Origin of the sequence: Mammaliicoccus sp. P-M59, from assembly GCF_022386135.1 — a bacterium.
In the GTDB taxonomy this organism is placed as follows: Bacteria; Bacillota; Bacilli; order Staphylococcales; family Staphylococcaceae; genus Mammaliicoccus; species Mammaliicoccus sciuri_A.
In genome coordinates this window covers 23,611-49,533 of record NZ_JAJNJJ010000008.1, presented here as the reverse complement: position 1 = coordinate 49,533, position 25,923 = coordinate 23,611, and the positions used below count along the sequence as shown (strand labels likewise).

The window sequence follows — 25,923 nt, the reverse complement described above, 5'->3', positions numbered from 1 at the left end:
GGTAAAAAGTAAATTATCCGTATATTCAGTTTATCATTTATATAGAATGATGTCACAATTTGTTCATATTTAATATTGCTCTATGCCTTGCGGTGTAAATGTTTACAAAGGATATGCATATGACTTATTTTGCTCATAAAATTACGATGTAAACTTTTTTAAAAATTTTTAGCTTTTTAAAATTTGTTCCATGTCGTCAAACTTTTTAAGGTCATATTCAACAGGTGGTTTCGTCATTAAACTCACAATAACTGTTACAATCATACTTGAAATAAATCCAGGTATGATTTCGTAAAATTCAAAAATGCCACCATGATCTTTCATGAGTATCCAGAAAATAACGACTAATGAACCAGTCAAAATTCCTGCAATCGCGCCGTATTTAGTTAGACGTTTCCAATATAGTGATAATAATACTAAAGGTCCAAATGCTGCACCGAATCCAGCCCAAGCATTACCAACTAAATTTAAAATTGTATCATTTGGATTCCACGCGATATACATCGCAACGATTGATACAAGTAAAACAGATAAGCGTCCTACAAGAACGAATTCCTTTTCATGACTTTTATCTTGTAACGTTTTTCTGCGCAATAACATGTAAAAGTCTTGCGTTAATGCACTAGATGTTACAAGAAGCTGTGAAGAAATTGTACTCATAATCGCAGCTAAAATTGCTGCTAAGAAGAACCCTGCAATGAGTGGATGGAATAAAATTTGACTCATCACGATAAAGATTGTTTCTGGGTTTTTAACTTCTATATTAGTGTGTTCAACAAAAGCAATACCAATTAATCCTGTCATACAAGCACCTAATAAAGAAATTGCCATCCATGAAATACCAATTCTACGCGCTCTAGGCATTAGTTTATGCGTTTTGATAGACATAAAACGTACTATAATATGTGGTTGACCGAAGTAACCTAATCCCCAAGCGAGTAAACTGATGATACCAACTGTTGTTGTACCTTTGAACCAATCTAAATTCGTAGGCTTTAAATCACCAACTTCACTAAACGTGTCTAGACCATTTAACTTTAACAACGCAACGATAGGTACTAATACCAATGCTAAGATCATAATGACACCTTGGAAGAAGTCCGTTAATGATACAGCTAAATAACCGCCGAAAAGTGTATACAAAATAACAATACTAGCGGCTATAAATAAACCGACATGGTAATCTAGTCCAAATGCACTATTAAATAGTACGCCACCAGCTACCATTCCAGAATGTGTGTATAACGTAAAGAATACAACGATAACTAATCCTGAAATAACTTTAACGATTCTTGTATGATCTGATAATCTTTTTTCGAAAAAGTCAGGTAAAGTAATAGCGTTATCAGTCAGTTCAGTATAAATTCTCAAACGTGATGCAACGAGTATGTAATTAAGCCAAGCACCTATTGTAAGACCAATCGCAATCCAAGTTGCTGATAGACCAATACTATATACAGATCCCGGCAAGCCCATAATCATCCAACCACTCATGTCTGAAGCACCTGCTGATAGGGCAGTAACAAGTGCACCTAAATCTCTGCCGCCTAACATATATTCATCAAGCGTACTTGTCGAACGTTTGTAAGCATAAAATCCAATTGCTAATAAAATGGCAAAATAAATAGCAATCATGACGTATGTTTCCCAAGAAGTTTCGACTTTAACATTCTTAAAAGTATTTCCAAGTATAAACATGAAAAACCACCTCTCACTCATTGACATAAAATTCAGAAAAAATTCTGATAATTTATTATACACAATGTATGCGCTTTCATGTAGTTAATTTTTAATAACTTTAGATTTTTATATGAAAATTTGTTAAAATTATATGATGTTAGATTAACTAAGGAGGCGTCGCACATGACGAAGGTAACATCTGAGCAAGTTGAACATGTTGCTAATTTAGCTAGACTTGAAGTTTCACAAGACGAAGTCAATGAATTCACACAATCTTTAGAAAAGATCTTAAATTTTGCAGGACAATTAGATGAAGTTGATACTGAAAATGTTGAACCAACATTCCACGTATTAGACTTACAAAATGTTCTAAGAGAAGATAAGAGTGAATCAGGAATTCCTCAAGAACAAGCATTACTTAATGCGAAAGAAAAAGAAGCGGGGCAATTTAAAGTTCCAGCAATTATGAACGAGGAGGACTAAAGCATGACAATTCGTTATGAAACAATTGAACGTTTATCAGAAATGATTAAAAATAATGAAATTAAGCCATCTGAAATTGTTAGAGATATTTTTGATGCGATAGAAGCAGACGACGCAAATATTAAAGCATTCTTAGCTTTAGATAAAGAACAAGCAATTAAAAAAGCTGAAGAACAAGATAAATTACAAGCTGAAGGTAAAATGGAAGGTAAGTTATTTGGTATTCCAATGGGTATCAAAGACAATATTATTACTGAAGGTGTAGAAACTACATGTGCAAGTAAAATGTTAGAAGGCTTTATTCCTATATATGAATCAACAGTTATGAATAAATTAAATGCTGAAAATGGTATTTTAGTTGGTAAACTTAACATGGATGAATTTGCTATGGGTGGTTCAAATGAGAACTCTTATTTCAAGACAACTGTTAATCCATTTGACCATAAAGCCGTACCAGGTGGTTCATCAGGTGGTTCAGCAGCAGCTGTTGCAGCAAGCTTAGTACCATTTGCATTAGGTTCAGATACTGGTGGTTCAATCCGTCAACCAGCATCATACTGTGGTGTTGTTGGTATGAAACCTACATATGGTCGTGTATCTCGTTTTGGTCTAGTAGCATTTGCTTCTTCATTAGATCAAATTGGACCTATTACACGTAGTGTTAAAGATAACGCGTTAATCTTAGAAACGATTTCTGGACATGACGCACAAGATTCAACAAGTGCACCGATTGAAGATGTAGACTTTACGTCTGAAATTGGTAAAGATATTAAAGGCTTAAAAGTAGCTGTACCAGAAGAATTCATTGGATCTGGTGTATCTGAAGAAGTTAAGAACTCAGTAAATGAAGCGGTTAAAACTTTAGAATCTTTAGGTGCTACAGTTGATCGCGTATCATTACCAAATACTAAATACGGTGTAGCAAGTTACTATATCATTGCATCTTCTGAAGCATCAGCTAACTTAGCAAGATTTGATGGTATCCGTTATGGTTATCATTCAAAATCAGCAAATACACTAGAAGAACTATACAAAAAATCTCGTGGTGAAGGCTTTGGAGATGAAGTTAAACGTCGTATTATGCTTGGAACGTTCGCATTAAGTTCAGGTTATTACGATGCTTACTACAAAAAAGCTCAAAAAGTTCGTACATTAATCAAACAAGACTTCGAAAAAGTATTTGAAGATTATGATGTTATCGTAGGACCAACTGCACCAACGACAGCATTCAATATTGGTGAACAAATTGATGATCCATTAACAATGTACGCTAATGATATTTTAACGATTCCAGTTAACTTAGCAGGTGTACCATCAATCTCTATTCCTTGTGGTAAATCAAATGGTCGTCCAATTGGTTTACAAATTGTTGGTAAACCATTCGATGAAAAAACGATATACAAAGTTGCTTATCAATATGAAACACAATATAACTTACATGATGACTATAAAACTTTACAAGGAGTGTGAAACTGAATGCATTTTGAAACAATTATCGGCTTAGAAGTTCACGTCGAATTAAAAACAGAATCAAAAATGTTTTCACCATCACCCGCTCATTTCGGTGCGGAACCTAATACAAATACAAACGTTATTGACTTAGCATATCCAGGCGTATTACCAGTTGTAAACAAGACAGCTGTTGATTGGGCTATGCGTGCAGCAATGGCATTAAATATGGATATTGCGAAAGAATCTAAATTTGATAGAAAAAACTATTTCTACCCAGATAATCCAAAAGCTTATCAAATTTCTCAATTCGATCAACCAATTGGTGAAAATGGTTGGATTGATATTGAAGTAGATGGAGAAACTAAACGTATTGGTATCACACGTTTACACATGGAAGAAGATGCAGGGAAATTAACACATAAAGATGGATATTCTTTAGTTGATTTAAACCGTCAAGGAACACCTTTAATCGAAATTGTTTCTGAACCTGATATTCGTTCTCCTAAAGAAGCATATGCATACTTAGAAAAATTACGTGCAATTATTCAATATACAGGCGTATCAGATTGTAAAATGGAAGAAGGTTCATTACGTTGTGATGCCAACATTTCATTACGCCCATATGGTCAAGAAGAATTCGGTACAAAAGCAGAGCTTAAAAACTTAAACTCATTTAACTATGTACGTAAAGGTCTTGAACATGAAGAAAAACGCCAAGCAGAAGTATTATTAGCTGGTGGAGAAATTTTACAAGAAACACGTCGTTTCAACGAATCAACTGGCGAAACAATTTTAATGCGTGTTAAAGAAGGTTCAGATGACTATCGTTACTTCCCAGAGCCAGACTTAGTACCATTATACGTTGATGATGAGTGGAAAGAACGTGTACGTCAAACAATCCCAGATTTACCAGACGTACGTAAAGAACGTTATGTTAATGAATTAGGATTACCAGCTTATGATGCACATGTATTAACATTAACTAAAGAAATGTCAGATTTCTTTGAAGCAGCAATTGAACATGGTGCAGACGTTAAGTTAACATCTAACTGGTTAATGGGTGGCGTTAATGAATACTTAAATAAAAATCAAATCGAATTACAAGATACTGCATTAACTCCAGAAAACTTAGCAGGTATGATTAAACTTATTGAAGATGGTACAATGAGTAGTAAAATTGCTAAGAAAGTATTCCCTGAATTAGCTGAAAACGGTGGAGACGCACATCAAATTATGAAAGACAAAGGTCTTGTACAAATATCTGATGAAGCAACACTATTAGGATTTGTTACAGAAGCATTAGACAACAATCCACAATCAGTAGAAGACTTTAAAAATGGTAAAGGCAAAGCGATGGGCTTCTTAGTAGGTCAGATTATGAAAATTTCAAAAGGCCAAGCAAACCCACAAATCGTCAACCAATTACTAAAATCAGAATTAGAAAAAAGATAATAAATATAATGAAAATCTCGTCACAGAGTGAAGTACTCGTGACGAGATTTTTTTGAATGAGTTGGTGGCACGGCTGTTAGGGACAGAATTCTGAGAAGTGTCCGTAAGAGGTGCTGTTAGGGACAGAATTCAGAGAAGGGTCCGTAAGAGGCGTTGTTAGGGACAGAATTCCGAGAAGTGTCCGTAAGAGGTGCTGTTAGGGACAGAATTCTGAGAAATGTCCGTAAGAGGTGGTGTTAAGGACAGAATTCCGAGAAATGTCCGTAAGAGGTGCTGTTAGGGACAGAATTCTGAGAAATGTCCGTAAGAGAGCGCCCACCTAATTACCAGAATTCAGAATAATGGAAGTAACAGCGTTCTAACTACCAGAATTCGAAATAATGGAAGTTAGCGCCCACATAACTACCACAATTCAGAATTATGAATGGTACGCCACCATTAATTCTTAATCTTATTAAATTGCAAATTCTATATCTAATTACTTGCATGGTTGGTGTGTTGAAGTACAATAGTATTAAATCATAATGACGATGGAGGCGTAATTACATATGACGCAAATTAAAATAGCTAAAAATGAAAATGAAATCAATTTAGAATTAGGTCAAGCTAATAGACATGGTTTGATTGCTGGTGCTACTGGTACTGGTAAAACAATTACTTTAAAAGTATTGGCTGAACAATTTTCTAAAGCTGGTGTTCCAGTCTTTATGTCAGATGTTAAAGGGGACATATCAAGTATTGCAGAGGCTGGCTCTATCAATGATAAGATTCAAGAACGTATTGATATGATGAAAATTGATGATTACAAAAATAATGCTTTTCCTGTAACGTTGTTTGATGTATTTCAAAAAACGGGCGTACCTGTTCGTACAACGATCACAGAAATGGGTCCGCTATTAATCGGTAAATTATTAGATTTAAATAATACTCAATTAGGTGTATTAGATATTGTATTTAAAGTTGCTGATGAAAGTGGTCTGCTTCTGATTGATATGAAAGATTTTAAAGCGCTTTTAAAAGAAATTAATGAAAATAGAGCAGAGTATGCTGAAAAATACGGTAATATTTCTTCTGCGTCTATTGGTGCAATTCAGCGTGCATTATTAAGATTAGAATCTGAAGGTGCTGAAACATTCTTCGGAGAACCTGCGTTACAATTAGAAGATTTTATTAAGTTTGATGAATCAGGCAGAGGTATGATTAATGTACTTGATGCATCTGTTTTATATCAAAAGCCTAAATTATATGCAACATTCTTATTATGGTTATTATCGGAGCTATTTGAAAGTCTTCCAGAAGTAGGCGATCCTGAAAAACCAAAAATTGTCTTCTTCTTTGATGAAGCCCACCTTTTATTTAATGATAGTTCTAAAGAGTTAATTGAAAAAGTTGAACAAGTTGTACGTTTAATCCGTTCTAAAGGTGTAGGTATTTATTTCGTAACTCAAAATCCGATTGATATTCCAGAATCAGTGCTTGGACAACTCGGTAATAGAGTACAGCATGCACTTAGAAGTTACACACCTAAAGATCAAAAAGCGATTAAAAGTGCTGCACAAACTTTCCGTCAAAATGAAAGTTTCGATACTGCTCAAGTAATCGGAGAATTGAAAACTGGGGAAGCGTTGATTTCATTCTTAAATGATGAAGGCCAACCTAATGTTGTTGAACGTGCATTTATTCGTCCGCCTGAAAGTAAAATTGGTGTAATCGATGAATCTGTTAAAAAAGATTTAATTGATAATGCACCATTAAATGAAACGTATAAAGAAACATTTGATCGTGAAAGTGCATATGAAATGTTACAAAATAAGATTGAAAAGCAACCTGAAGAAGAACCAAAAACTAAGAAATCAACGTCAACTAAGAAAGAAACAACATCCAAGAAGAAAGAAAAACCTTCACAATTCCAAAAAGAAACATCTAAATTCTTATCAACAGTTGGAAGACAAATTGGTAGAGAAATCGTACGTAATATATTTGGAACGAAAAGACGTTAATTATTTTTTGCTTTCTTATATTTAGTATATGCTTTAATATAAAGATATAAGAATATACAAGAGGGATCATAATGAAGAAAAAAGCTAGAATCATTTACAACCCAACATCAGGAAGAGAATTATTTAAAAGAGCATTACCTGATGTATTAATTAAGTTAGAACAGGCTGGTTATGAGACAAGCGCTCATGCTACAACAAGTGCTGGAGATGCGACACATGCTGCTAGGGAAGCTCTAAAATATGATTATGATGTAATCATTGCTGCTGGTGGAGATGGTACTTTAAATGAAGTTATCAATGGTATAGCAGAAGCAAAGAAGCGACCTAAACTAGGGTTAATTCCTATGGGGACAGTTAACGATTTTGGTAGAGCACTTCTTATTCCAAACAATATAATGGAAGCTGTAGATACAATCATTAAAGGCGATCTTGTACCTGTAGATGTTGGTAAAATGAACAATCGCTATTTTATTAATATTGCTGGTGGCGGTAAAATAACAGAAGTTTCTTATGAAGCGCCAAGTAAATTGAAAACAATGGTTGGACCACTCGCTTATTACATTAAAGGCTTAGAGATGTTACCACAAATTAAAGCGACTGATATACGTATCGAATATGATGGTAATGTATTCCAAGGCGAAGCGATGATGTTTTTAATTGGCTTAACGAATTCAATAGGTGGCTTTGAAAAGCTTGTACCAGATGCTGATATTAATGATGGTAATTTTACTTTGCTTATATTAGAAAAAGTGAATATAGCAGAACTTGGACATATTATGACATTGGCTTCTAGAGGTGATCATATCAATCATCCGAAAGTTCATTACACTAAAGCTAAAACAATTAATGTCTCATCATTTGAGCAAATTCAATTAAATGTTGATGGTGAATTTGGTGGCGTATTACCTGCTAATTTCTTAAACTTAAAACAACATATACAAGTCTTTTCTAAACTTGAGAGGGTTAAGAGAGAGCACGGAATTGAAACAGTAGAAAGAGAACGAGAAAGACTACACGAAGAACAAACAGAAGAATAAATACATAGGGACATTATTTTGTCCCTTTTTTCTATGTTTATCGTGAAAGAGGGAGTTAATATGGCAGGAGTCGTAAATAAGAATGAAATATATACTGGAGAGGTTATCGATTTTACACATGAAGGGCATGGTGTTGTAAAATTCGATCGTTATCCAATTTTCGTACCAAATGCAATTAAAGATGAAACCATTTCATTTAAAGTCATCAAAGTGAAAAAGCAATTTGCTATTGGTAAATTAATCTCCATTGAAGAAGCATCAAAGGACAGAATTGAACCACCATGTGAATATTATAAAGTTTGTGGTGGATGTCAACTTCAACATTTAAGTTACACAGCGCAATTAGAAATGAAAAAAGAACAAGTGATTAATCTATTCAAGAGAAAATCACATTTTGAAGATACAATTATTCACGATACAGTTGGTATGGAGAATCCTTGGCATTATCGTAATAAATCACAAATACCAGTCGGGAAAAATAAATCTGGTGAAATTGAACTAGGATTCTATAGACAAAGAAGTCACGATATCGTGAATATAGATCATTGTATGATTCAAGACGAAAAGCATGATTTAATTATGAAGAAACTTAAGCAACTTCTAGATGAAACAAAAATCAGTATTTATAATGAACAAAAACATAAAGGTGAATTAAGACATATCATCTTGAGAACTGGTTATTATACTGGAGAAACAATGGTTATATTCGTGACGAATAGTAAACAACTTAGCCATAAAAATAAAATAATTGATTTTATACAAACAGAATTTGAAAATGTGGTCAGCATTAAACATAATATTAATTTAGAAAAATCAAATGTTATTATGGGACATACGTCACATACTTTATACGGGAAAGATACAATTACAGATAAACTTTCTGAATATGAATTTAAAATATCCGACACTTCTTTCTATCAAATCAATCCAACACAAACAGAAAAACTTTATCATAAAGCACTAGAATATGCACAATTAGATGGAGAAGAAACAGTCATAGATGCGTATTGTGGTATTGGGACAATCGGTTCATACATGTCACAAAAAGCAAAACACGTTTATGGCGTGGAAGTCGTAGAACAAGCTATAGAAAACGCAAAAGAAAATGCGCAAATCAACCATATAGACAACGCGACATGGGAAGCAGGAAAAGCAGAAGAGATCATCTTAAAATGGCAACAAGAAGGTATTAAACCAGAAGTTGTAATGGTCGATCCACCAAGAAAAGGATGCGATCAAACATTTATTGAAACATTAATCGAATTATCACCAAAAAGAATCGTATATATCTCATGTAACCCTGCAACACAGGTGAGAGATGTAGAATTGTTGAAAAATAGCGGTTATCAACTAAAAGAAATCACACCAGTGGATATGTTTCCACATACAACACACGTCGAAACAGTAGCTTTAATCGAAAAAATAACAGAATAGAATTTACTAAGGAGATTGGGACATAATGGAATGTCTCAGTCTCTTTTAGTATCTAGGCAGTAGCTGACTGAATTGAAAATGCGCTTGTAGCAAGCTTTTTTCAACTCTAGTCATCCTTGCCGGGGCGGGACTACGAAATCTTTTTATACAAATTAGATTTCTGTCCCGCTCCCTTTGAGCGTTATGTTTGTGTGAAAGTGTTTACAACTGTATAAATAATGTAAGGAGGGTTGTTTATGAAGCGACTAATGATTAGTGCGATTTCGGCTAGTTTTATTTTATCTGCTTGTGGTAATGATTCGCGTGATGAAACTGAAGATAAAGGTAAGCAAACTCAGAATGAAATGGAACATGAACAGAGTCAGTCAGATGACAACCAAGGACGTAAAGAAACTAAAGGTATTGAAACGGTAGCTCAAGGTTTAGATACACCGTGGAGTATTGTGAAATCAGATGATGTGTTTTATTTATCAGAACGCCCTGGCAAAATTATTAAAATCGATGGCAACAAAAAGACTGAGCAACAAGTGGATTTAGAGAAGGAAGTTTCTACTGCTGCTGAAGCGGGTTTATTAGGATTCGTTCTTGCACCTGATTTTAAAGATTCTCAAGAAGCATATGCGTATTACACATATGAAGATAATGGCCAGTTTAATCGTATCGTAAAATTAAAATTAGAAAATGATACGTGGAAAGAAGAAGAGGTATTAATTGATAAAATACCGAGTGGTCAATATCATCATGGTGGTCGGTTGAAAATTGGACCGGATGATAAATTGTACGCGACAACTGGAGATGCTTCAGACGAACAAAATGCACAAGATAAAGATACTTTAGGTGGTAAAATTTTAAGAATTAATCTTGATGGTAGTAAGCCTAAAGATAATCCGATGTCTAATTCATATGTTTATAGTTATGGTCACAGAAATCCACAAGGAATTGTATGGACCCCTGATGGAAAGATGTATGCGAGTGAACATGGTAATCAGGCTAATGATGAAATAAATGAGATTAAAGAAGGTCATAATTATGGTTGGCCAGTGATTGAAGGTAATGAAGAAAATAATAATATGGAAACACCGATATTTACTTCAGGATCAGACGATACATGGGCACCTTCAGGCATAGCATTTAAAGACGGTATCATTTATTCAGCTGCATTGCGTGGAGAAGGTATTATGAAATTTGATGTCGAAAAAGATGAAATGAAAAAAGTGGCGACTAAATATGGAAGAATTAGAGATGTTTACATTGTAAATGATGATTTATATTTTGTAAGTAACAATACAGATGGTAGAGGTAATCCATCTAAAAACGATGATAAGATGTATAAAGTTTCACTAAGTCAATTAAATTCATAATTCAAACCGAGCATAAAATCATTAGTATAAATTGAATTTATATTTTATAATCATTATGTAAAGGTTATTAAGAAATGGTTTCACGGGGGTATTGTATGCTTAAAATTGACTTAGTTAACAATATATCTGTATTAAAAAGGTTAGCACTTTTACAATTTGTTTTATTTCTTTCATTAATATTAATTAGTTTTAAGTTAATTGCGAATATTATATATATTTATGAAGAAGGCTTTGTAAGAAATATTATAGTCGGGTTAGTTGGTTTAATTATATTAGTGTTTATCCATGAGTTAATACACGGTATTTGTTTTAAAATATTTAACCCAAAGGGAAAAGTTAAATATGGATATATGAAAGGCATGTTTTATGCAACGATGCCAAATGCTATTTTTACAAGAAAACAATTTTATATCATATTATTAGCACCATTTGTTTTAATTAGTATAGGATTATTAATTGTATTATTATGGCTTCAAGTCACTTCTATTATTTATGTATTTGCTTTTCATGGTGCTGCATGTATCGGTGATTTTTACATGGCGCAAGTGATTTATAGTAATAAACAGATGAATTATGTAGAAGATACAGAAGTAGGCATTAATTTATTTACGGATAATAAAGACGTTCAATCAACAAGTTAAAAAGATTTTTGATATAATATATAGGAATTTGGGCAACCAACTTCCTATTTTTTTGTAGAGGTGTTTAGAATGGAACGGCGAATCATTCACATTGATATGGATGCTTTCTTTGCTCAAGTAGAAATAAGAGATAATCCAAAATTAAAAGGAAAACCAGTGATTATAGGTGGACGTGCTTCAGGTAGAGGGGTTGTTTCGACAGCTAGTTATGAAGCTCGTAAATTTGGTGTTCATTCAGCTATGCCCATGGCTCAAGCACATCAACTTTGTCCGGATGGTTATTATGTACGCCCAAGAATTAATTATTATCGAGAAGTGTCGAATGATATAATGGCAATTTTTAAAAGTTATACAGATATTGTTGAACCATTATCGTTAGATGAAGCTTATTTAGACGTTACTGAACTTGTGAGAAAAGACTTACCTGCGTCAACGATTGCACAATATATTCAACGAGATATTTATGATAAGACGCATCTTACATCTTCAGCAGGCGTTTCTTATAATAAATTTTTAGCAAAGCTCGCTAGCGGTATGAATAAACCGAGTGGTCGGACTGTAATAGATTATGAAAATGTACATGATTTGTTGATGTCGTTGCCGATAGGAGATTTCGCGGGTATTGGAAAAGTAACCGAAGAAAAGATGAAATCATTGGGAATCAATAGTGGTAAAGATTTATATGAATATGACCAAATGGAATTGATTCAATTATTCGGTAAACGTGGTGTAAGCTTTTATAATAAAGTACGCGGTATTGATCATTCTCCAGTGAAACCAACACGTGTTAGAAAATCAATCGGTCGAGAAACAACTTTTGAAACAGATCAAAATGATGATGACTTCATACTCAATACAATTAGAAAATTGAGTACGGAAGTTGCCAATAGAGCTGATAAACATGAACTAGCAGGACGAACGATAACAGTTAAACTTAAGACACATAACTTTGAAACATTATCTAAACAAACAAGTAGTCATACACCAGTCTATGACGAAGTTGAAATATATAATATAGCATATGATTTATATAATTCATTAAAAGACCCCGAGACTTCTATACGTTTAGTAGGTGTATCTATCGGAAATTTAGTTTCGAGAACGTATCGCAATTTAACGATATATGATTTTATTTAAACCGATTTACTTGATATCATCATGTATCCTTAGTATTCTGAATATTGTTGAATGCGCGTTTCGACTAAATGAGAAGTGGGTATTTATTAATACTTATAATAAGAAAGTAGAGATTGATATGAAATTTAAATTTTCAATTATTGCAATTACAGTATTATTAATCATTTTATTTATTAAAAGTTCCATTGAAACAGGTACATTCGATATTATCAAATTACTAGGTATTATTGCGATAGCAATATTATTATTCTGGGTTGATAGAAAATTAGAAAGACCTGTTAATAAAGCGAGTTTAAAAAGAGACATAAAAAAAGAATTCCAACACAAAGAGTAAATAAAAAATAAAAGCTTCTAGGATGCGTCATGATATCCTAGAAGCTTTTTATTTATACATATTTTTTATCGGTTAATGTTTTGCCGTAAATATCTAATACAGCATCTAAGTCTGGGTAATGTTTTAACAATCGATACGTAATGATCGCACATGCTTTAGCATCATTTAACGCATGATGGTGACCTTTAAAATCAATATTATAATAATCCATCATTGGCGCAAGTCCATATCTATGGTTGTTGACTGTTTTTCTAGCTAATATACATGAACAAAAATACGTTAATTCAGGAATTTCGATTTGGTGTTTAATGAGAGATTTAAATAATACAGTCATATCAAATTTAGCATTATGTGCTACAACTGGTAGTGTACCGATGAAATCCATCATATATGGAAACACGACATCGAAAGTAGGTGAATTTGTCACATCAGAAGGTTTAATTTTATGAATTTTAATATTTATATTTGAAAAATAATCTTCGGGATTCACTAATGTATAAAATGTTTCTGTAATTTGATGATCAATTACTTTGACCATTCCGACAGAGCAAATACTTTCCGGACTTCCATTTGCTGTTTCAAAATCAAGTGCTACAAATGAAGACATGCCATCACTTCCTTTAGAAAGTTATTATAAACATTTGTTGGAATAATGTAAATGATGATGGTATGTAGATAGAATGAATAAAGACCATCTGCCATGAATAGCTCACGGAGATGGTCTTCATTTAAGTATTGTAAGACTATAAATTATTCAGCATCTTCATCGAAGTGACGAGAAGCTAAATCTTTTTCATAGATAAATAATGCGTTATTGTCTTCTTGAATTCTTTCTAAGTAGTCAATATGTGTTTCAAACATAGATTCTTCTTCAACTTGTTCATCCAAGAACCAGTTTAAGAATGAAATTGTTGCAAAGTCTTTTTCTTCTTTAGCAATTTCAGATAAATTATAGAATCGACGTGTAACATCTTGTTCTTGAGCTAATCCATCTTTAAATGTCTCTAATAAAGAACTGAATTCAGTCTTAGGTGCATCTAAAGCTGTGAAAATAGCTTTTTCACCACGATCGTTAATATAGTCATATATTTTCATACCATGGAAACGTTCTTCTTTAGCTTGTTGAATATAGAAGTTTGCAAATCCATCGTAACTCTTATCTGCACAATAAGCTGCCATTGCCATATATGCATGTGCTGCGTAAAATTCATGATTCAACTGATTGTTTAAAGCATCTAAAATGTTTTTAGATAACATAGAAATCTTCCCTTCTATAATAATTTTAACTTACATTTTTATTATACAATAACAACAAAATGAAACCAATGATTTGATACAGTTAAACACTTTTTTTAAAGCTTTTGAACGTGGTATAATGATGTGACAGAACAAGGAGGTAACGTATGAAGAAGTATGTTGCGAAAAATATAGCAAAGCTAGCTCGATATGCTAGTAGAAAAGTAGGTAAACAAGGTACGGATCTTCCGGGACAAATAGCTCGAAAAATAGACCCGCTTATTTTAAGAAAGTTAGCAAATGAAGTAGATGAAATCGTGATGATTAGTGGTACGAACGGTAAAACGACGACATCGAACTTAATAGGTTATACATTAAAGAAGAACAATATTGAAATTATACATAATACTGAAGGTGCCAATATGGCAGCTGGGATTACTTCAAGCTTTATTGTTCAATCTAATAAAAATACTAAAATTGCTGTTATAGAAATAGATGAGGGTTCTATACCAAGAGTGTTAAAAGAAATGACACCTTCTATGATGGTAGTGACAAACTTCTTTAGAGACCAAATGGATAGATTTGGTGAAATCGATACGATGGTAGATAACATTGCCAACTCAATCAAAGATAAAGGGATCAAACTATTACTGAATGCAGATGATCCTTTCGTTAGTCGATTAAAAATAGCAAGTGATGACATTGTTTATTATGGTATGCAAAAAGGGATACACGACTTTGAACAGAGTACAATGGTAGAAAGTAAATATTGCCCTAATTGTGGTAGATTATTAAATTATAGTCATATTCATTACAATCAAATTGGTCATTATACATGTGAATGTGGATTCAACAGAGCGACTCCACAATATGAAGTGACAGCATTTAAACAAGAACCATTTATACATGTAGGCTTAAATGATGCTCATTTTGATATGAAGATTGCTGGTGATTTTAATGTATTTAATGTCATTGCAGCTTATTCAGTATTAAGAGAATTAGGTTTAAATGATCAATCTATTAAAGCTGGATTTGAAACATATACTTCTGATAATGGGCGTATGCAATACTATAGAAATAGTAAAAAAGAAGCGCTTATTAACTTAGCTAAAAACCCTGCAGGTCTTAATGCAAGTTTATCTGTTGGTGAACAAATTGATGGAGAAAAAGTTTATTTAATCAGTTTGAATGATAACGGCGCAGATGGAAGAGATATTTCATGGATTTATGATGCAGACTTTGAAAAATTATCTAGACAGAATATCAAAACCATCATCTGTACAGGACAAAGAGCTGAAGAATTAACATTAAGACTGAAATATGCTGAAGTTGAAGCGGAAGTTATTATAGAACATTCAATAGAAAAGGCAACGGAACTATCAATGACATACAATCAGTTTACAGTTGCAATTCCAAACTATACATCTTTATCACCAATGCATCGAACATTGAATAAAGCCTTCAAGGAGGAAGCGTAATGTCATCAATAAAAATATTTCATTTTATGCCAGATAAATTAAATTTATACGGCGATATTGGCAATATCATTGCACTGAAACAACGTGCGAAATGGCGTAATATAGAAGTAGAAGTAATAGATATAACAGATACTGATCAATTAAGTTTAGATGATTGTGACATTTTCTTTATTGGCGGTGGAAGTGATAGAGAACAAAGTTTAGCAACAGAACAATTAAAGAAAATTAAAACACAACTTAAAGACGCAATTGAAGACGGCATGCCAACCTTAACAATATGTGGAGGCTATCAATTTTTAGGATCTGAATATGTAACACCAGACGGAACAAGATTAGAAGGTTTAAACATTCTTGATATTTTTACAGAATCTAAGAAAGACCGTCTAATAGGAGATATTGTAATTGAATCAGAAACATTTGGACAAATTGTCGGTTTCGAGAATCATGGTGGTAGAACATATCACGAATATCCTACATTAGGTAAAGTCGTTGATGGTTATGGTAACAATGATACGGATAAGAAAGAGGGTATCCATTATAAGAATTTATTAGGGACATATTTACATGGACCAATATTACCTAAAAACCACGAAATCACGGATTACTTATTAAAACAAGCTTGTATCCGAAAAGGTATAACATTCGAACCAGAACAACTAGACAATACAGTTGAAGAAGCGGCAAAACAAGCTATTATTAAACGATTGTTAAAAGCAAAATAATAAGATGTGAGTTAAAGGAGTAGTAAACTCACGAGATCGCAAAACATGTGAGTTAAAGAGGCAGTAAACTCACAAGATTGAAAAAGATGTGAGTTAAAGAGGCAGTAAACTCACAAGATTGAAAAAGATGTGAGTTAAAGAGGCAGTAAACACACAAGATTGCAAAAGATGCGAGTTAAAGAGGCAATAAACTCACAAGATTGAAAAAGATGTGAGTTAAAGAGGCAATAAACACATGAGATTGCAAAAGATGTGAGTTAAAGAGGCAGTAAACTCACGAGATCGAAAAAGATGTGAGTTAAAGGAGTAGTAAACACACAAGATCGCAAAAGATGTGAGTTAAAGAGGCAGTAAACTCACAAGATCGTAAAACATGTGAGTTAAAGAGGCAGTAAACTCACAAGATCGTAAAACATGTGAGTTAAAGAGGAAATAAACTTACATCATTAATAAATAAAAAGCGGCTGGGACATAAATTATTGTCTCAGCCGCTTTTGTATGTTTTATCTTAGTTATTTTGTTAATCTTGAATATCTATCGTTTAAAATTTTATTAATCATGAGTATTTCATAAATAATGTGACTTTTGATTTGGTTTTCATCAAATTCGTTCAGTCCTTTAACACTATTTTTTAATGTGGATGCTGCATTTTTTTGTTTTTTATATTCATTTGCTTTTATTAAATGTTCATAGGATTTGATGAAATTTGAGATTGCTGTGCGTTCTTTTTCGGTAAAGACGATGTGTGTATTCTCAGGTAAATATACTAAGTTTAGTAAATGGGCGTTTAGTAGTCGGTTAATGTGATATTTCATTTCGACTTTTCTAATATGAGATTTAGATTCTTTCTTTGCTCTATGGTAATCGTATTCTTCTTTTTGGTATTTGATAAGTTGTTCAATTTTAGTGGCTTGTTGTTGTAATGTTGATACTTTTTTCATGGATAGGGCAGATTCATATTCACCTAGTAAGAGTTCTTTAAGTCTAGATATGTATATTTCTAAAATACTTTGATCCATTTTATGATTGATGTCTTCTATTTGATTTATATATTTAGGTGGCAAAATAATAAAATTGACGATGCCTGCTGTTGCAAGTCCAATTGTAGTCGTCGCTAATCGTGATACGAAATTATATACAAATGCTTCATGGATAACAGGAACCATTGCAACAGCTGTAATGGCAGCTACTAACATACCATCAAATAATTTAAGCTTATAACAAACTAAAATTGTGACGGTTGCTGCTAATGAATAACTTAAAGGTGATTCTCCAAAGAAGTATGTACTAATAACGGCTATAAATGCACCGAGTATAGAAGCGGGGAACCTAACAAATGCTTTCTTTAAGGATGCTTTAGCTGTAGGTTCAATTGTCACAATAGATGTGATAACCGCAAATATAGGATTTAAATTTAAAGACATACATATTAAAGCAGTTAAAAAAGTTGCTAATCCAGTTTTAATAATTCTTGCACCGATAATTCGAGATAACCAATTTTCTTTCATATTCAAAACTCCGAAATCATTTTTTTATAGTATAACATGCATTTTCTGATATAATGATAAACGACAAAAAAATTTTAAAAGAAAGAACGGGATTTAAATGATAATTCAAAACAATGAAGAACTTGAAGGCCTAAAAGAAATAGGTAAAATTTGTGCAATAATTCGTGATGAGTTAAAAGAAGCAACTAAACCCGGAATTACAACTAAAGAATTAGATAACATAGCAAAGGAAAGATTTGAAGAGTTAGAAGCAGAATCAGCACCTATTGCAGAGTATGATTTTCCTGGTTACACATGTATAAGTGTAAATGAAGAGGTTGCGCACGGTATACCTGGTAAACGTGTGATTAACGAAGGCGATCTTGTAAATATAGACGTTTCTGCTCGTAAAAATGGCTATTATGCAGATACAGGTATTTCATTTGTTGTTGGTAATGCAGATGATCCGAAAAAACAATTAGTAGTAGATGTAGCAGCTATGGCTTTTGAAGAAGCAATGAAGAAAGTTAAGCCAGGTGCTAAATTATCTCAAATTGGTAGAGCAGTAAATGCAACAGCACGTAAAAATGGCTTAAAAGTTATTAAAAACTTAACTGGTCATGGTGTAGGACGTTCATTACACGATTCACCACAACATGTTATGAACTATTATGATCCATTAGAAAAACAATTGCTTAAAGAAGGTATGGTACTTGCAGTAGAACCATTTATCTCATCAAATGCAACAATCGTTAGCGACGGTAAAAATGATTGGGCATTTGAAACGAAAGATAAAAGTTTCGTCGCTCAAATTGAGCACACAATTGTTGTAACTAAAGAAGGACCATTATTATTAACTAAATTAGAAGACTAAAAATATAAGAGGAGTGGATAGAATTGATTAAACATACAAGATTCTATACTACTCCTTTTTATTTTTCTAAGACTAAGGTCCTATTGAAAATTCAATCCTAGGTCCATTTTTAGAATTGAAATAACATTTTATAATAGAGTCTAATATGACAGAAGTAGGTGATTCTATGTTTAATGTTGTTTCAGATCAACTAAAGCAATTAATTCTTGTTTCGTATTATGAAAGTTTAGATACATGTGCTAAGCGCTTAGATGTTAAAATTAAAGCTATGAAGCAGTACTTAACGTATCTTGAACAAAAACGTTGTCAATTAAGTAAATTAATTGATAAATATACTTTAGAATTAGACAATAAGTATATGGACAAGATTGAAGATTTTAAAATTAAATGTGCTAAAAAATTAGAAGATCATGATTTACAATGGTTACAAAAGCAAATTAATATGTTAGAAAGTGAATTAGCGAAAATTGACGAAGCTATGAAAAGTACTTTAGATAAAATTGCTGATACGATAGCTGAGCGTACGATGCTTACTCAGATGAATTCACTTCTCTAAAAAAGGAGTGGTATGTTGAAGAATAAATTTATATCAACGGAATTGTTGATCGTATTATCTGTATTGATTTTGTTATCAAACATTTACTATATTTTCTTTGAGAAAATTGGCTTATTACTCGTTGTTGTAATGGGTACGATATTTATATATGTAGGGTATTTATATTTTCATAAATTACGGGGATTAATTATATTTTGGATAGGCGCCATTTTAATGATTTATGCATTACTTTCTAATCCATACATGCTTGCCATTTTATTTTTATTCTTAGTATTTTTAGTTATTAGATATCTTCTATATCGTAAGAAACCATTAAGAGTAGAACATGTCGATCAAACGTCCAATGAAAATATTAACGAATCATTTATAAAACAGCGATGGTTCTCACCACAAAAGACACCACACTATATTTATAAATGGGAAGATATACAAATTCAACAAGCAATTGGAGATATTGAATTAGATTTATCTTTAGCTGCTAATTTATCTGAGCATAATGTTATTGTCGTGAGACAGTATATTGGAAAGACGCAAATTATTGTTCCTTATAATTACCATGTACATGTACATATAACTGCTTTATATGGCAGATTATATATGAATGATCAAGTGTACAGAGTAAAAAATGAAACGGTACATTATGAGGAAAATAGTCATAAAAATTCATTTAAAGTTAATATATTCTTCTCAACATTTATGGGAGATGTTGAGGTGATTTATCGATGAATAACTACACGAGAATTATAGGTTCAATGCTTATTCTTGTTTATACAATTGTCGGCATTTTATTTTTCTTAGATCGAATTTTTATTAATATTATATATTTTCAAGGTTTATTTTACACACAAATATTAGGTGTACCAGCATTCCTGTTTATTAATATTGTAGTGATTTTACTATGTATCATAATAGGGACTGCAGTAGCTTACAAAATTAATCAACAGCACCATTGGATTAAAGAACAAATCGAAAGATCTTTTCAAGGAGAAATGTTAGGTGTGAATCACCATGAAATTGATTTGCACAAAGAAACTTTAGAAATTTATCAAACATTAATTCCGTTGCATGAAGAACTATACACGTTGAGATTAAAGTCTCAACAAATAATTAATGAATCGTATCAAATGCAAGATTCTGTCGTTAAAAAAATCATAGAAGACGAGCGACAAAGATTAGCAAGAGAATTACATGACTCTGTAAGTCAGCAATTATTTGCGGCAAGTATGATGTTATCTGCAATTAAATCATCAGAATTAAAAGAGCCATTAGCTAAACAAGTAGACTTATTAGAAAAAATGATACAAGATTCGCAATTAGAAATGCGCGCTTTATTATTACATTTAAGACCTTTAGGATTAAAAAATAAATCCCTTGGTGAAGGTATTAAAGATTTAGTAGTCGACTTGAAACAAAAAATACCAATGAAAGTTGTTTATGATATAGAAGATATAGAAATAGCCAAAGGTACGGAAGACCATCTGTTCCGTATAACTCAAGAAGCCATATCTAATACGTTACGTCATTCTAAAGGTACAAAAGTTTCAATAGAGTTAATAGATACGAATGATTATGTTATATTACGTATACAAGATGATGGTGTAGGTTTTGACACATCTAAAAGAGATCCACAGAGTTATGGGCTAAATACTATGAACGAACGTGCATTAGAAATTGGAGCCACTCTCAATATTATTTCAATGCCTGAATCGGGAACGCGTATTGAAGTTAAGGTACCAAATAATAAGGAGGAACAATATGACAATTAGAGTATTATTTGTAGATGATCATGAAATGGTTCGAATCGGAATCTCTAGTTATTTATCTACACAAGAAGATATTTCCGTCATAGGGGAAGCAGCATCAGGAAGAGAAGGTATTGAAAAAGCTGAAGAATTAGAACCCGATGTCATTTTAATGGATTTAGTGATGGATGATATGAATGGTATAGAAGCAACACAACATATAAAGAAGCATCAACCAAGTGTTAAAATCGTCATGTTAACAAGTTTCATTGAAGATAATGAAGTCTACCAAGCTTTAGATGCAGGTGTTGATAGTTATATATTAAAGACGACTTCTGCAGATGATATCGCAAATGCGATACGTAAGACGTACAACAAAGAGTCTATTTTTGAACCAGAAGTACTTGTAAAAATGAGAAATAGAATGAACCAGAAAGCTGAATTATTCGAAATGTTGACTGAACGTGAAATGGAAATATTATTATTAATCGCTAAAGGTTATTCAAACCAAGAAATAGCAAGTGCCTCACATATTACGATTAAGACAGTTAAAACACACGTTAGTAATATATTAAGTAAATTAGAAGTACAAGATAGAACACAGGCTGTTATATACGCCTTTCAACATAATTTAATATCATAATAAAAGAAGTTGAGCTTCCAGAAAGGAGCTCAACTTCTTTTATTTAGTAAATTCATATCCATTTTGTATAACTTCTAAATCACCATTATGTGGATCAATTACGAGTCCATGTATCGGAACAGATTGATCAAATAATGGATGGTTATATACTTTTCGTATATTTGTTTGAACATTTTCAGTTACATCATCAAATCCTCTTAAGAATTGATGAATATTAATACCTGAATGTTCGATTGTATTTAGTGTATCATCTGTGATACCACGACTTTTCATTGTATCTATTACTGAATCAACATCTAAATTCCCCATACCACAGTCTTTATGACCCATGATAATGATTTCTTCAGCGCCAAGTGCATAAATGGCTACTAATAAACTACGCATTGTAGAACCATATGGATGAGAAATTGTTGCGCCAGCATTTTTAACAACTTTGATATCGCCATTTTTAAAGCCTAATGCACGTGTAGAAAGTTCTGTTAGTCGCGTATCCATACACGTGAGTAATACTGCTTTAGCGTTAGGTGTCTTTGTTGTTATAAGATTTTCATATTCCTTATTTTCTATAAAAGCTGCATTATATTCTAAAATATCATTCAATAGAGGCATTAGTCATATCACCGTTTTCTGTTAAATTATTAAATGTTTGTTCTTCTGGTGATCCATTTTTAAGCATTTTCTTCTGATGTAGTACTGCGTTTATTTCTGCACCGATGATAATAATTAATCCAGTTAAGAATAACCAAATCATCAATACGATAATACCTCCGATACTACCATATGTCTTAGAGTAGTTAGCAAAATTATTTACATATACACCAAATAATGCACTTGAACCTAACCATGCAATTGTTGTAAAGGCTGCACCAGGAACAACTGATAATAATTTAATTTTGATGTTTGGTGCGAGTGTATAAAGTGTGATGAACACGATAAACGTCACAATTAATGGTAGTACGACTTTTATTAAACTAAATATCCAACGTAATTCAGATTCTAATCCTAAAGGACCAAATAATAAATTGCCGATTTGTTGACCAAATATAGGTAGTGCTATCGCAATACCGAATACAACAACCATAATAACTGTGAAGAAGACACTCATGATTTTAAGTATGATAGCATTTCTTCCATCTTCAACATCATAAGCGACATTAAATGCGTTCATTAAAGCAGTCATACCATTTGATGCAGACCATAATGCTGCGATTAAACCGAATGAGAATAAGCCACCACTAGCATTATTCATAACGTCATCAATTATGCCAGTAATTAACTTTGCTGTATCGCCAGGTGCATTTTCTGATATCATATTTGTAATTGTATCAGGATTGACTTGGAATAACGGTATCAACGTTAACACAAATATTAGAGTAGGGAATAACGCAAGTAAGAAATAGTATGAAAGCTGTGCTGCAAGTCCTGTAGCATTATCCTTACCGATTCTGTAAATTAAAGTTGATAAAATATTACCGTCTTTCGTAAATTTAGCTGGCTTATTAATCTTTGATACATAAAATATTTGATTATCTTTCTTTGCTGTCTTAGATTCAAATTTTTGTGGTGGAATATAATATTCTTTCTTAATAGACTTTTTTTGTTCGTCTTTAAAGTTTTTAGCTTGTTCTAAAAATTTTGAGCTCGATTTATCATTTCCCATATAAACTCTCCTAATTTAATATGATGTTAAAAAAGACTAGGTTAGATGAATAAGCCTAGTCTTTAATATAAATTATGAATGGTTTGAACCTGAGATTTGTCTTTGATTCTTTTTCTCAATGAATGTATCTTTAGCATCCATAATTGATTGCTCTAATTCTGGATTTTTACGACGAATTTCTTCGATTACATCTTTCCAGTATAGAACTTCATCTTTAATTTGATCTAATTTAGAAGGTTCTCTTGAAGTGTTGCCTTCTTTAATGTTTTGCACTTGGTTTGATAACGATTGGCGAGTATTTTTATCAGCTAATGCAATAATTGCGCCAATTGTACCACCTATTAAAATAGCAGGAACTAATTTGTTTTGCATAATGTTTTTCCCCTTTCAAGAATATAACTTTAAATTAACATTGACCTACATATCATATCACATATGAATCTCAAATTAGAGAATATAGGCGTTAATATATGTTATAAATATCACTAATGTTGTTTATTCCCATAAATTTAGAGATATAAACACAATTGTAGTTTATAATAGTGCATTAGACAATAGCTTTTCAAAAGGCATAATATCTAAATTTCTGCCTATTTTAATTTTAAAATGCCCAGCTCTCGTCCATAATGTGATTTCACCGTTTAAATCAAGTAGTTTACCAGCATTCTCAGTAGACCACATCAGTATAATGTTATAAGGTATAGAGTAAGTTTCTATTTTCTTACCGGTGATACCTTGCATATCGCGAATGATAATTCGTTTGTTTGTAAATACTGCAGTATCTCTAAATGTCTTAAAAGCACTATAAGCTTCTTCGCCATCAACGAGGTATTGCGAAATATTATCTGGTACTGCAACTTGTTCGAAAAGCGTCCACGAAAGTATATCTTGAACAGCCACTAGAATCACTCCTCACCTTATAATTCATGTTTATTGTATAAAATATTCATATAAATTGTAAAGTGAATATATAAGTTTGATAGTTTTAATTATAATTACTTTTTGCTAAACTAAATTTTGAAAGGATGATAAAAAATATGACTGAATCAATAGAACAAATGGTAGATGATTTAAAAGGCAAGCTACGATTAGTAAATACAAGTGTATTGAATAAAGATGCAATACCTGAAGAAAAGAAAGAAGAATTGAAAGAAATACATACTATGGTCATGTCTAGAAAAAACATTTCAGCTAGTGAAATGACAGCTATTACACAAGCTTTAGGTGACCTTAGAAAATAAACAAAGGTGGTTAAACAAATGGGTTATGAAAAACAGCTTCAAAAATATGCAGAGTTATTAGTGAAAGTTGGTTTGAATGTTCAGGAAAAAGAACCTGTATATATTCAAGCTTCAATTGATGCAAGTGAATTTGTACATTTAGTTGTTGAGGAAGCATACAAAATAGGGGCAGAAGATGTAAAAGTTAGTTACAAAGATGATAGAATTGCACAGCTTAAATATCAATACGAACCTGAAGCATTTTTTGAGAATGTTAAACAATATGATATTGATGAAAAAATGGATTATTTAGATAGAAAAGCAGCATTCTTATCAATTGTTTCATCTAGTCCAGATAGTTTGAAAGATGCAGATCCTAATAAAATTCGCAAAGCTATGGCAGCAAACGGGAAAGCATTTAAAGACTATATGGTTGCTGTTCAAAGTGATCGCATGAGTTGGTGTGTAGCTTCATATCCATCAGTAGGTTGGGCTAAAATGATGTTCCCTGAATTAAGTGATGATGAAGCGGTCAATAAATTGCTTGAAACAATTTTAAAAACAGTACGAGTTGATCAAGAAGACCCAGTGAAAGCTTGGGAAGAACATGATCACTTATTACATGAAAAAGCGGATTATTTAAATAACAAAAAATATAAAGCATTACATTACAAATCAGAAGGTACTGACTTAACAATTGAATTACCAAACGGTCAATATTGGTCTGGTGCAAGTTCTGTAAACTCAAAAGGCAACAGCTTTGTAGCGAATATGCCTACTGAAGAAGTATTTACTGCACCTCATAAAAATGGTGTTAACGGAACAGTAAGTAATACATTACCTTTAAGCTATTCAGGTAATATTATTGATGACTTTACTTTAACATTTAAAGATGGTGAAGTAGTAGACTACAAAGCCGGTGTTGGTGAAGAAATTTTGAAATCGATTCTAGAAACAGATGAAGGTTCAAAACGACTTGGTGAGGTAGCATTAGTACCTGTTGATTCACCAATTTCTAACATGAACACGTTATTCTATAATACATTATTTGATGAAAATGCTTCTTGTCACATTGCATTAGGTTCAGCTTATGCATTTTGTATTGAAGGCGGGAAAGATATGTCAGCTGAACAGTTAGCTGAAAATGGTTTGAATGATTCAACAACACATGTTGACTTTATGATTGGTAGCAAAGATTTATCAATTGATGGCATTTTAGAAAATGGTGAGAAAGAACCAGTATTTAGAGATGGTAATTGGGCATTTTAAAAGATAGCCATTTAAGAATACATCA

The 25,923-nt window shown here is 32.4% G+C and carries 27 protein-coding genes; 19 read left to right on the top strand and 8 right to left on the bottom strand.

The features are described 5' to 3' along the window. Positions 1-168: 168 nt before the first annotated feature. Entirely contained in the window at positions 169-1,698 is a 1,530-nt protein-coding gene (putP, locus tag LQ617_RS12455; RefSeq protein WP_037590581.1) for a sodium/proline symporter PutP, read from the bottom strand. Positions 1,699-1,863: 165 nt separating this feature from the next. Between putP and gatC the strand changes: the two genes are divergently transcribed. The 10 genes from gatC (at position 1,864) to LQ617_RS12405 (ending at position 13,011) form a co-directional block, all read left to right on the top strand. After that, complete coding sequence (gene gatC / locus LQ617_RS12450) at positions 1,864-2,163, top strand: Asp-tRNA(Asn)/Glu-tRNA(Gln) amidotransferase subunit GatC (RefSeq protein ID WP_025905135.1); 300 nt, start codon at positions 1,864-1,866, stop codon at positions 2,161-2,163. A 3-nt stretch (positions 2,164-2,166) separates the two neighbouring features. After that, the gene (gatA, locus tag LQ617_RS12445) at positions 2,167-3,633 is read left to right on the top strand and encodes an Asp-tRNA(Asn)/Glu-tRNA(Gln) amidotransferase subunit GatA (protein ID WP_025905136.1); all 1,467 of its coding nucleotides are present in this window, start codon (positions 2,167-2,169) and stop codon (positions 3,631-3,633) included. Between the two features lie 6 nt (positions 3,634-3,639). Continuing rightward, entirely contained in the window at positions 3,640-5,067 is a 1,428-nt protein-coding gene (gene gatB / locus LQ617_RS12440; protein WP_037590579.1) for an Asp-tRNA(Asn)/Glu-tRNA(Gln) amidotransferase subunit GatB, read from the top strand. A gap of 548 nt (positions 5,068-5,615) precedes the next feature. Beyond that, positions 5,616-7,067 (top strand): helicase HerA-like domain-containing protein, encoded by a 1,452-nt coding sequence (locus LQ617_RS12435; RefSeq protein WP_191835826.1) that lies wholly within the window; start codon positions 5,616-5,618, stop codon positions 7,065-7,067. A gap of 71 nt (positions 7,068-7,138) precedes the next feature. Next, a complete protein-coding gene (locus LQ617_RS12430; RefSeq protein ID WP_025905139.1) occupies positions 7,139-8,104 on the top strand; it encodes a diacylglycerol kinase in 966 nt (321 codons plus the stop codon). Positions 8,105-8,164: 60 nt separating this feature from the next. Further along, entirely contained in the window at positions 8,165-9,538 is a 1,374-nt protein-coding gene (gene rlmD / locus LQ617_RS12425; RefSeq protein WP_239740488.1) for a 23S rRNA (uracil(1939)-C(5))-methyltransferase RlmD, read from the top strand. A 236-nt stretch (positions 9,539-9,774) separates the two neighbouring features. Further along, positions 9,775-10,899 carry a PQQ-dependent sugar dehydrogenase gene (locus LQ617_RS12420; RefSeq protein WP_239740487.1) on the top strand — a complete coding sequence of 375 codons (1,125 nt, stop codon included), beginning with the start codon at positions 9,775-9,777 and terminating at the stop codon, positions 10,897-10,899. A 95-nt stretch (positions 10,900-10,994) separates the two neighbouring features. Continuing rightward, positions 10,995-11,540 carry a DUF3267 domain-containing protein gene (locus tag LQ617_RS12415; protein WP_037590444.1) on the top strand — a complete coding sequence of 182 codons (546 nt, stop codon included), beginning with the start codon at positions 10,995-10,997 and terminating at the stop codon, positions 11,538-11,540. 69 nt (positions 11,541-11,609) lie between these two features. Beyond that, on the top strand, positions 11,610-12,677 hold the full coding sequence (gene dinB, locus LQ617_RS12410) for a DNA polymerase IV (protein ID WP_204168608.1): 1,068 nt from the start codon (positions 11,610-11,612) through the stop codon (positions 12,675-12,677). Between the two features lie 118 nt (positions 12,678-12,795). Continuing rightward, positions 12,796-13,011: a hypothetical protein gene (locus LQ617_RS12405; protein WP_025905144.1), complete on the top strand. Its 216-nt coding sequence runs from the start codon at positions 12,796-12,798 to the stop codon at positions 13,009-13,011. 52 nt (positions 13,012-13,063) lie between these two features. Here the strand turns inward: LQ617_RS12405 and LQ617_RS12400 are convergent, their stop codons facing one another. Further along, positions 13,064-13,618 (bottom strand): 3'-5' exonuclease, encoded by a 555-nt coding sequence (locus LQ617_RS12400; RefSeq protein WP_126477100.1) that lies wholly within the window; start codon positions 13,616-13,618, stop codon positions 13,064-13,066. Between the two features lie 143 nt (positions 13,619-13,761). Further along, positions 13,762-14,268, bottom strand: a complete 507-nt coding sequence (locus LQ617_RS12395; RefSeq protein WP_025905146.1) for a ferritin — start codon at positions 14,266-14,268, stop codon at positions 13,762-13,764. A gap of 146 nt (positions 14,269-14,414) precedes the next feature. On the opposite strand from LQ617_RS12395, the gene murT reads away from it, so the two are divergent. Together murT and gatD are read left to right on the top strand one after the other, a co-directional pair. Continuing rightward, on the top strand, positions 14,415-15,725 hold the full coding sequence (murT, locus tag LQ617_RS12390; protein ID WP_239740486.1) for a lipid II isoglutaminyl synthase subunit MurT: 1,311 nt from the start codon (positions 14,415-14,417) through the stop codon (positions 15,723-15,725). Next, positions 15,725-16,447: a lipid II isoglutaminyl synthase subunit GatD gene (gatD, locus tag LQ617_RS12385; RefSeq protein WP_239740485.1), complete on the top strand. Its 723-nt coding sequence runs from the start codon at positions 15,725-15,727 to the stop codon at positions 16,445-16,447. The genes murT and gatD overlap by 1 nt, the downstream gene beginning before the upstream one ends. 512 nt (positions 16,448-16,959) lie before the next feature. On the opposite strand, the gene LQ617_RS12380 is transcribed toward gatD, so the two are convergent. Further along, complete coding sequence (locus tag LQ617_RS12380) at positions 16,960-17,955, bottom strand: FUSC family protein (RefSeq protein ID WP_037590449.1); 996 nt, start codon at positions 17,953-17,955, stop codon at positions 16,960-16,962. 97 nt (positions 17,956-18,052) lie between these two features. Here LQ617_RS12380 and map point away from each other — a divergent pair, with 97 nt between their 5' ends. From map to LQ617_RS12355, 5 genes are all read left to right on the top strand, one after another. Further along, positions 18,053-18,808: a type I methionyl aminopeptidase gene (gene map / locus LQ617_RS12375; RefSeq protein ID WP_025905150.1), complete on the top strand. Its 756-nt coding sequence runs from the start codon at positions 18,053-18,055 to the stop codon at positions 18,806-18,808. Positions 18,809-18,953: 145 nt separating this feature from the next. Then, positions 18,954-19,364 (top strand): hypothetical protein, encoded by a 411-nt coding sequence (locus LQ617_RS12370; RefSeq protein ID WP_224658943.1) that lies wholly within the window; start codon positions 18,954-18,956, stop codon positions 19,362-19,364. 15 nt (positions 19,365-19,379) lie between these two features. Beyond that, positions 19,380-20,090 (top strand): cell wall-active antibiotics response protein LiaF, encoded by a 711-nt coding sequence (liaF, locus tag LQ617_RS12365; RefSeq protein ID WP_025905152.1) that lies wholly within the window; start codon positions 19,380-19,382, stop codon positions 20,088-20,090. After that, on the top strand, positions 20,087-21,130 hold the full coding sequence (locus tag LQ617_RS12360; protein WP_037590451.1) for a sensor histidine kinase: 1,044 nt from the start codon (positions 20,087-20,089) through the stop codon (positions 21,128-21,130). The genes liaF and LQ617_RS12360 overlap by 4 nt, the downstream gene beginning before the upstream one ends. Continuing rightward, positions 21,120-21,749 (top strand): response regulator transcription factor, encoded by a 630-nt coding sequence (locus LQ617_RS12355; protein WP_025905154.1) that lies wholly within the window; start codon positions 21,120-21,122, stop codon positions 21,747-21,749. Before LQ617_RS12360 ends, LQ617_RS12355 begins: the two co-directional genes overlap by 11 nt. Before the next feature lie 39 nt (positions 21,750-21,788). On the opposite strand, the gene LQ617_RS12350 is transcribed toward LQ617_RS12355, so the two are convergent. The 4 genes from LQ617_RS12350 to LQ617_RS12335 form a co-directional block, all read right to left on the bottom strand. Further along, positions 21,789-22,358: a beta-class carbonic anhydrase gene (locus LQ617_RS12350; RefSeq protein ID WP_239740484.1), complete on the bottom strand. Its 570-nt coding sequence runs from the start codon at positions 22,356-22,358 to the stop codon at positions 21,789-21,791. Then, positions 22,342-23,409, bottom strand: a complete 1,068-nt coding sequence (locus LQ617_RS12345) for a YihY/virulence factor BrkB family protein (RefSeq protein ID WP_239740483.1) — start codon at positions 23,407-23,409, stop codon at positions 22,342-22,344. Before LQ617_RS12345 ends, LQ617_RS12350 begins: the two co-directional genes overlap by 17 nt. Before the next feature lie 72 nt (positions 23,410-23,481). Next, complete coding sequence (locus LQ617_RS12340) at positions 23,482-23,781, bottom strand: YtxH domain-containing protein (RefSeq protein WP_025905157.1); 300 nt, start codon at positions 23,779-23,781, stop codon at positions 23,482-23,484. 162 nt (positions 23,782-23,943) lie between these two features. Next, positions 23,944-24,309 (bottom strand): PH domain-containing protein, encoded by a 366-nt coding sequence (locus LQ617_RS12335; protein WP_025905158.1) that lies wholly within the window; start codon positions 24,307-24,309, stop codon positions 23,944-23,946. A gap of 137 nt (positions 24,310-24,446) precedes the next feature. Between LQ617_RS12335 and LQ617_RS12330 the strand changes: the two genes are divergently transcribed. Both LQ617_RS12330 and LQ617_RS12325 read left to right on the top strand, forming a co-directional pair. Further along, the gene (locus tag LQ617_RS12330; RefSeq protein WP_025905159.1) at positions 24,447-24,650 is read left to right on the top strand and encodes a DUF1128 family protein; all 204 of its coding nucleotides are present in this window, start codon (positions 24,447-24,449) and stop codon (positions 24,648-24,650) included. A gap of 18 nt (positions 24,651-24,668) precedes the next feature. Continuing rightward, positions 24,669-25,898: an aminopeptidase gene (locus LQ617_RS12325; RefSeq protein WP_239740482.1), complete on the top strand. Its 1,230-nt coding sequence runs from the start codon at positions 24,669-24,671 to the stop codon at positions 25,896-25,898. Positions 25,899-25,923: the final 25 nt, after the last annotated feature.

Bases quoted from the DNA above. Each gene is read 5' to 3' on its own strand.
- putP (WP_037590581.1), bottom strand. From the start codon at position 1,698: ATGTTTATACTTGGAAATACTTTTAAGAATGTTAAAGTCGAAACTTCT.
- gatC (WP_025905135.1), top strand. From the start codon at position 1,864: ATGACGAAGGTAACATCTGAGCAAGTTGAACATGTTGCTAATTTAGCT.
- gatA (WP_025905136.1), top strand. From the start codon at position 2,167: ATGACAATTCGTTATGAAACAATTGAACGTTTATCAGAAATGATTAAA.
- gatB (WP_037590579.1), top strand. From the start codon at position 3,640: ATGCATTTTGAAACAATTATCGGCTTAGAAGTTCACGTCGAATTAAAA.
- LQ617_RS12435 (WP_191835826.1), top strand. From the start codon at position 5,616: ATGACGCAAATTAAAATAGCTAAAAATGAAAATGAAATCAATTTAGAA.
- LQ617_RS12430 (WP_025905139.1), top strand. From the start codon at position 7,139: ATGAAGAAAAAAGCTAGAATCATTTACAACCCAACATCAGGAAGAGAA.
- rlmD (WP_239740488.1), top strand. From the start codon at position 8,165: ATGGCAGGAGTCGTAAATAAGAATGAAATATATACTGGAGAGGTTATC.
- LQ617_RS12420 (WP_239740487.1), top strand. From the start codon at position 9,775: ATGAAGCGACTAATGATTAGTGCGATTTCGGCTAGTTTTATTTTATCT.
- LQ617_RS12415 (WP_037590444.1), top strand. From the start codon at position 10,995: ATGCTTAAAATTGACTTAGTTAACAATATATCTGTATTAAAAAGGTTA.
- dinB (WP_204168608.1), top strand. From the start codon at position 11,610: ATGGAACGGCGAATCATTCACATTGATATGGATGCTTTCTTTGCTCAA.
- LQ617_RS12405 (WP_025905144.1), top strand. From the start codon at position 12,796: ATGAAATTTAAATTTTCAATTATTGCAATTACAGTATTATTAATCATT.
- LQ617_RS12400 (WP_126477100.1), bottom strand. From the start codon at position 13,618: ATGTCTTCATTTGTAGCACTTGATTTTGAAACAGCAAATGGAAGTCCG.
- LQ617_RS12395 (WP_025905146.1), bottom strand. From the start codon at position 14,268: ATGTTATCTAAAAACATTTTAGATGCTTTAAACAATCAGTTGAATCAT.
- murT (WP_239740486.1), top strand. From the start codon at position 14,415: ATGAAGAAGTATGTTGCGAAAAATATAGCAAAGCTAGCTCGATATGCT.
- gatD (WP_239740485.1), top strand. From the start codon at position 15,725: ATGTCATCAATAAAAATATTTCATTTTATGCCAGATAAATTAAATTTA.
- LQ617_RS12380 (WP_037590449.1), bottom strand. From the start codon at position 17,955: ATGAAAGAAAATTGGTTATCTCGAATTATCGGTGCAAGAATTATTAAA.
- map (WP_025905150.1), top strand. From the start codon at position 18,053: ATGATAATTCAAAACAATGAAGAACTTGAAGGCCTAAAAGAAATAGGT.
- LQ617_RS12370 (WP_224658943.1), top strand. From the start codon at position 18,954: ATGACAGAAGTAGGTGATTCTATGTTTAATGTTGTTTCAGATCAACTA.
- LQ617_RS12360 (WP_037590451.1), top strand. From the start codon at position 20,087: ATGAATAACTACACGAGAATTATAGGTTCAATGCTTATTCTTGTTTAT.
- LQ617_RS12355 (WP_025905154.1), top strand. From the start codon at position 21,120: ATGACAATTAGAGTATTATTTGTAGATGATCATGAAATGGTTCGAATC.
- LQ617_RS12350 (WP_239740484.1), bottom strand. From the start codon at position 22,358: ATGCCTCTATTGAATGATATTTTAGAATATAATGCAGCTTTTATAGAA.
- LQ617_RS12345 (WP_239740483.1), bottom strand. From the start codon at position 23,409: ATGGGAAATGATAAATCGAGCTCAAAATTTTTAGAACAAGCTAAAAAC.
- LQ617_RS12340 (WP_025905157.1), bottom strand. From the start codon at position 23,781: ATGCAAAACAAATTAGTTCCTGCTATTTTAATAGGTGGTACAATTGGC.
- LQ617_RS12330 (WP_025905159.1), top strand. From the start codon at position 24,447: ATGACTGAATCAATAGAACAAATGGTAGATGATTTAAAAGGCAAGCTA.
- LQ617_RS12325 (WP_239740482.1), top strand. From the start codon at position 24,669: ATGGGTTATGAAAAACAGCTTCAAAAATATGCAGAGTTATTAGTGAAA.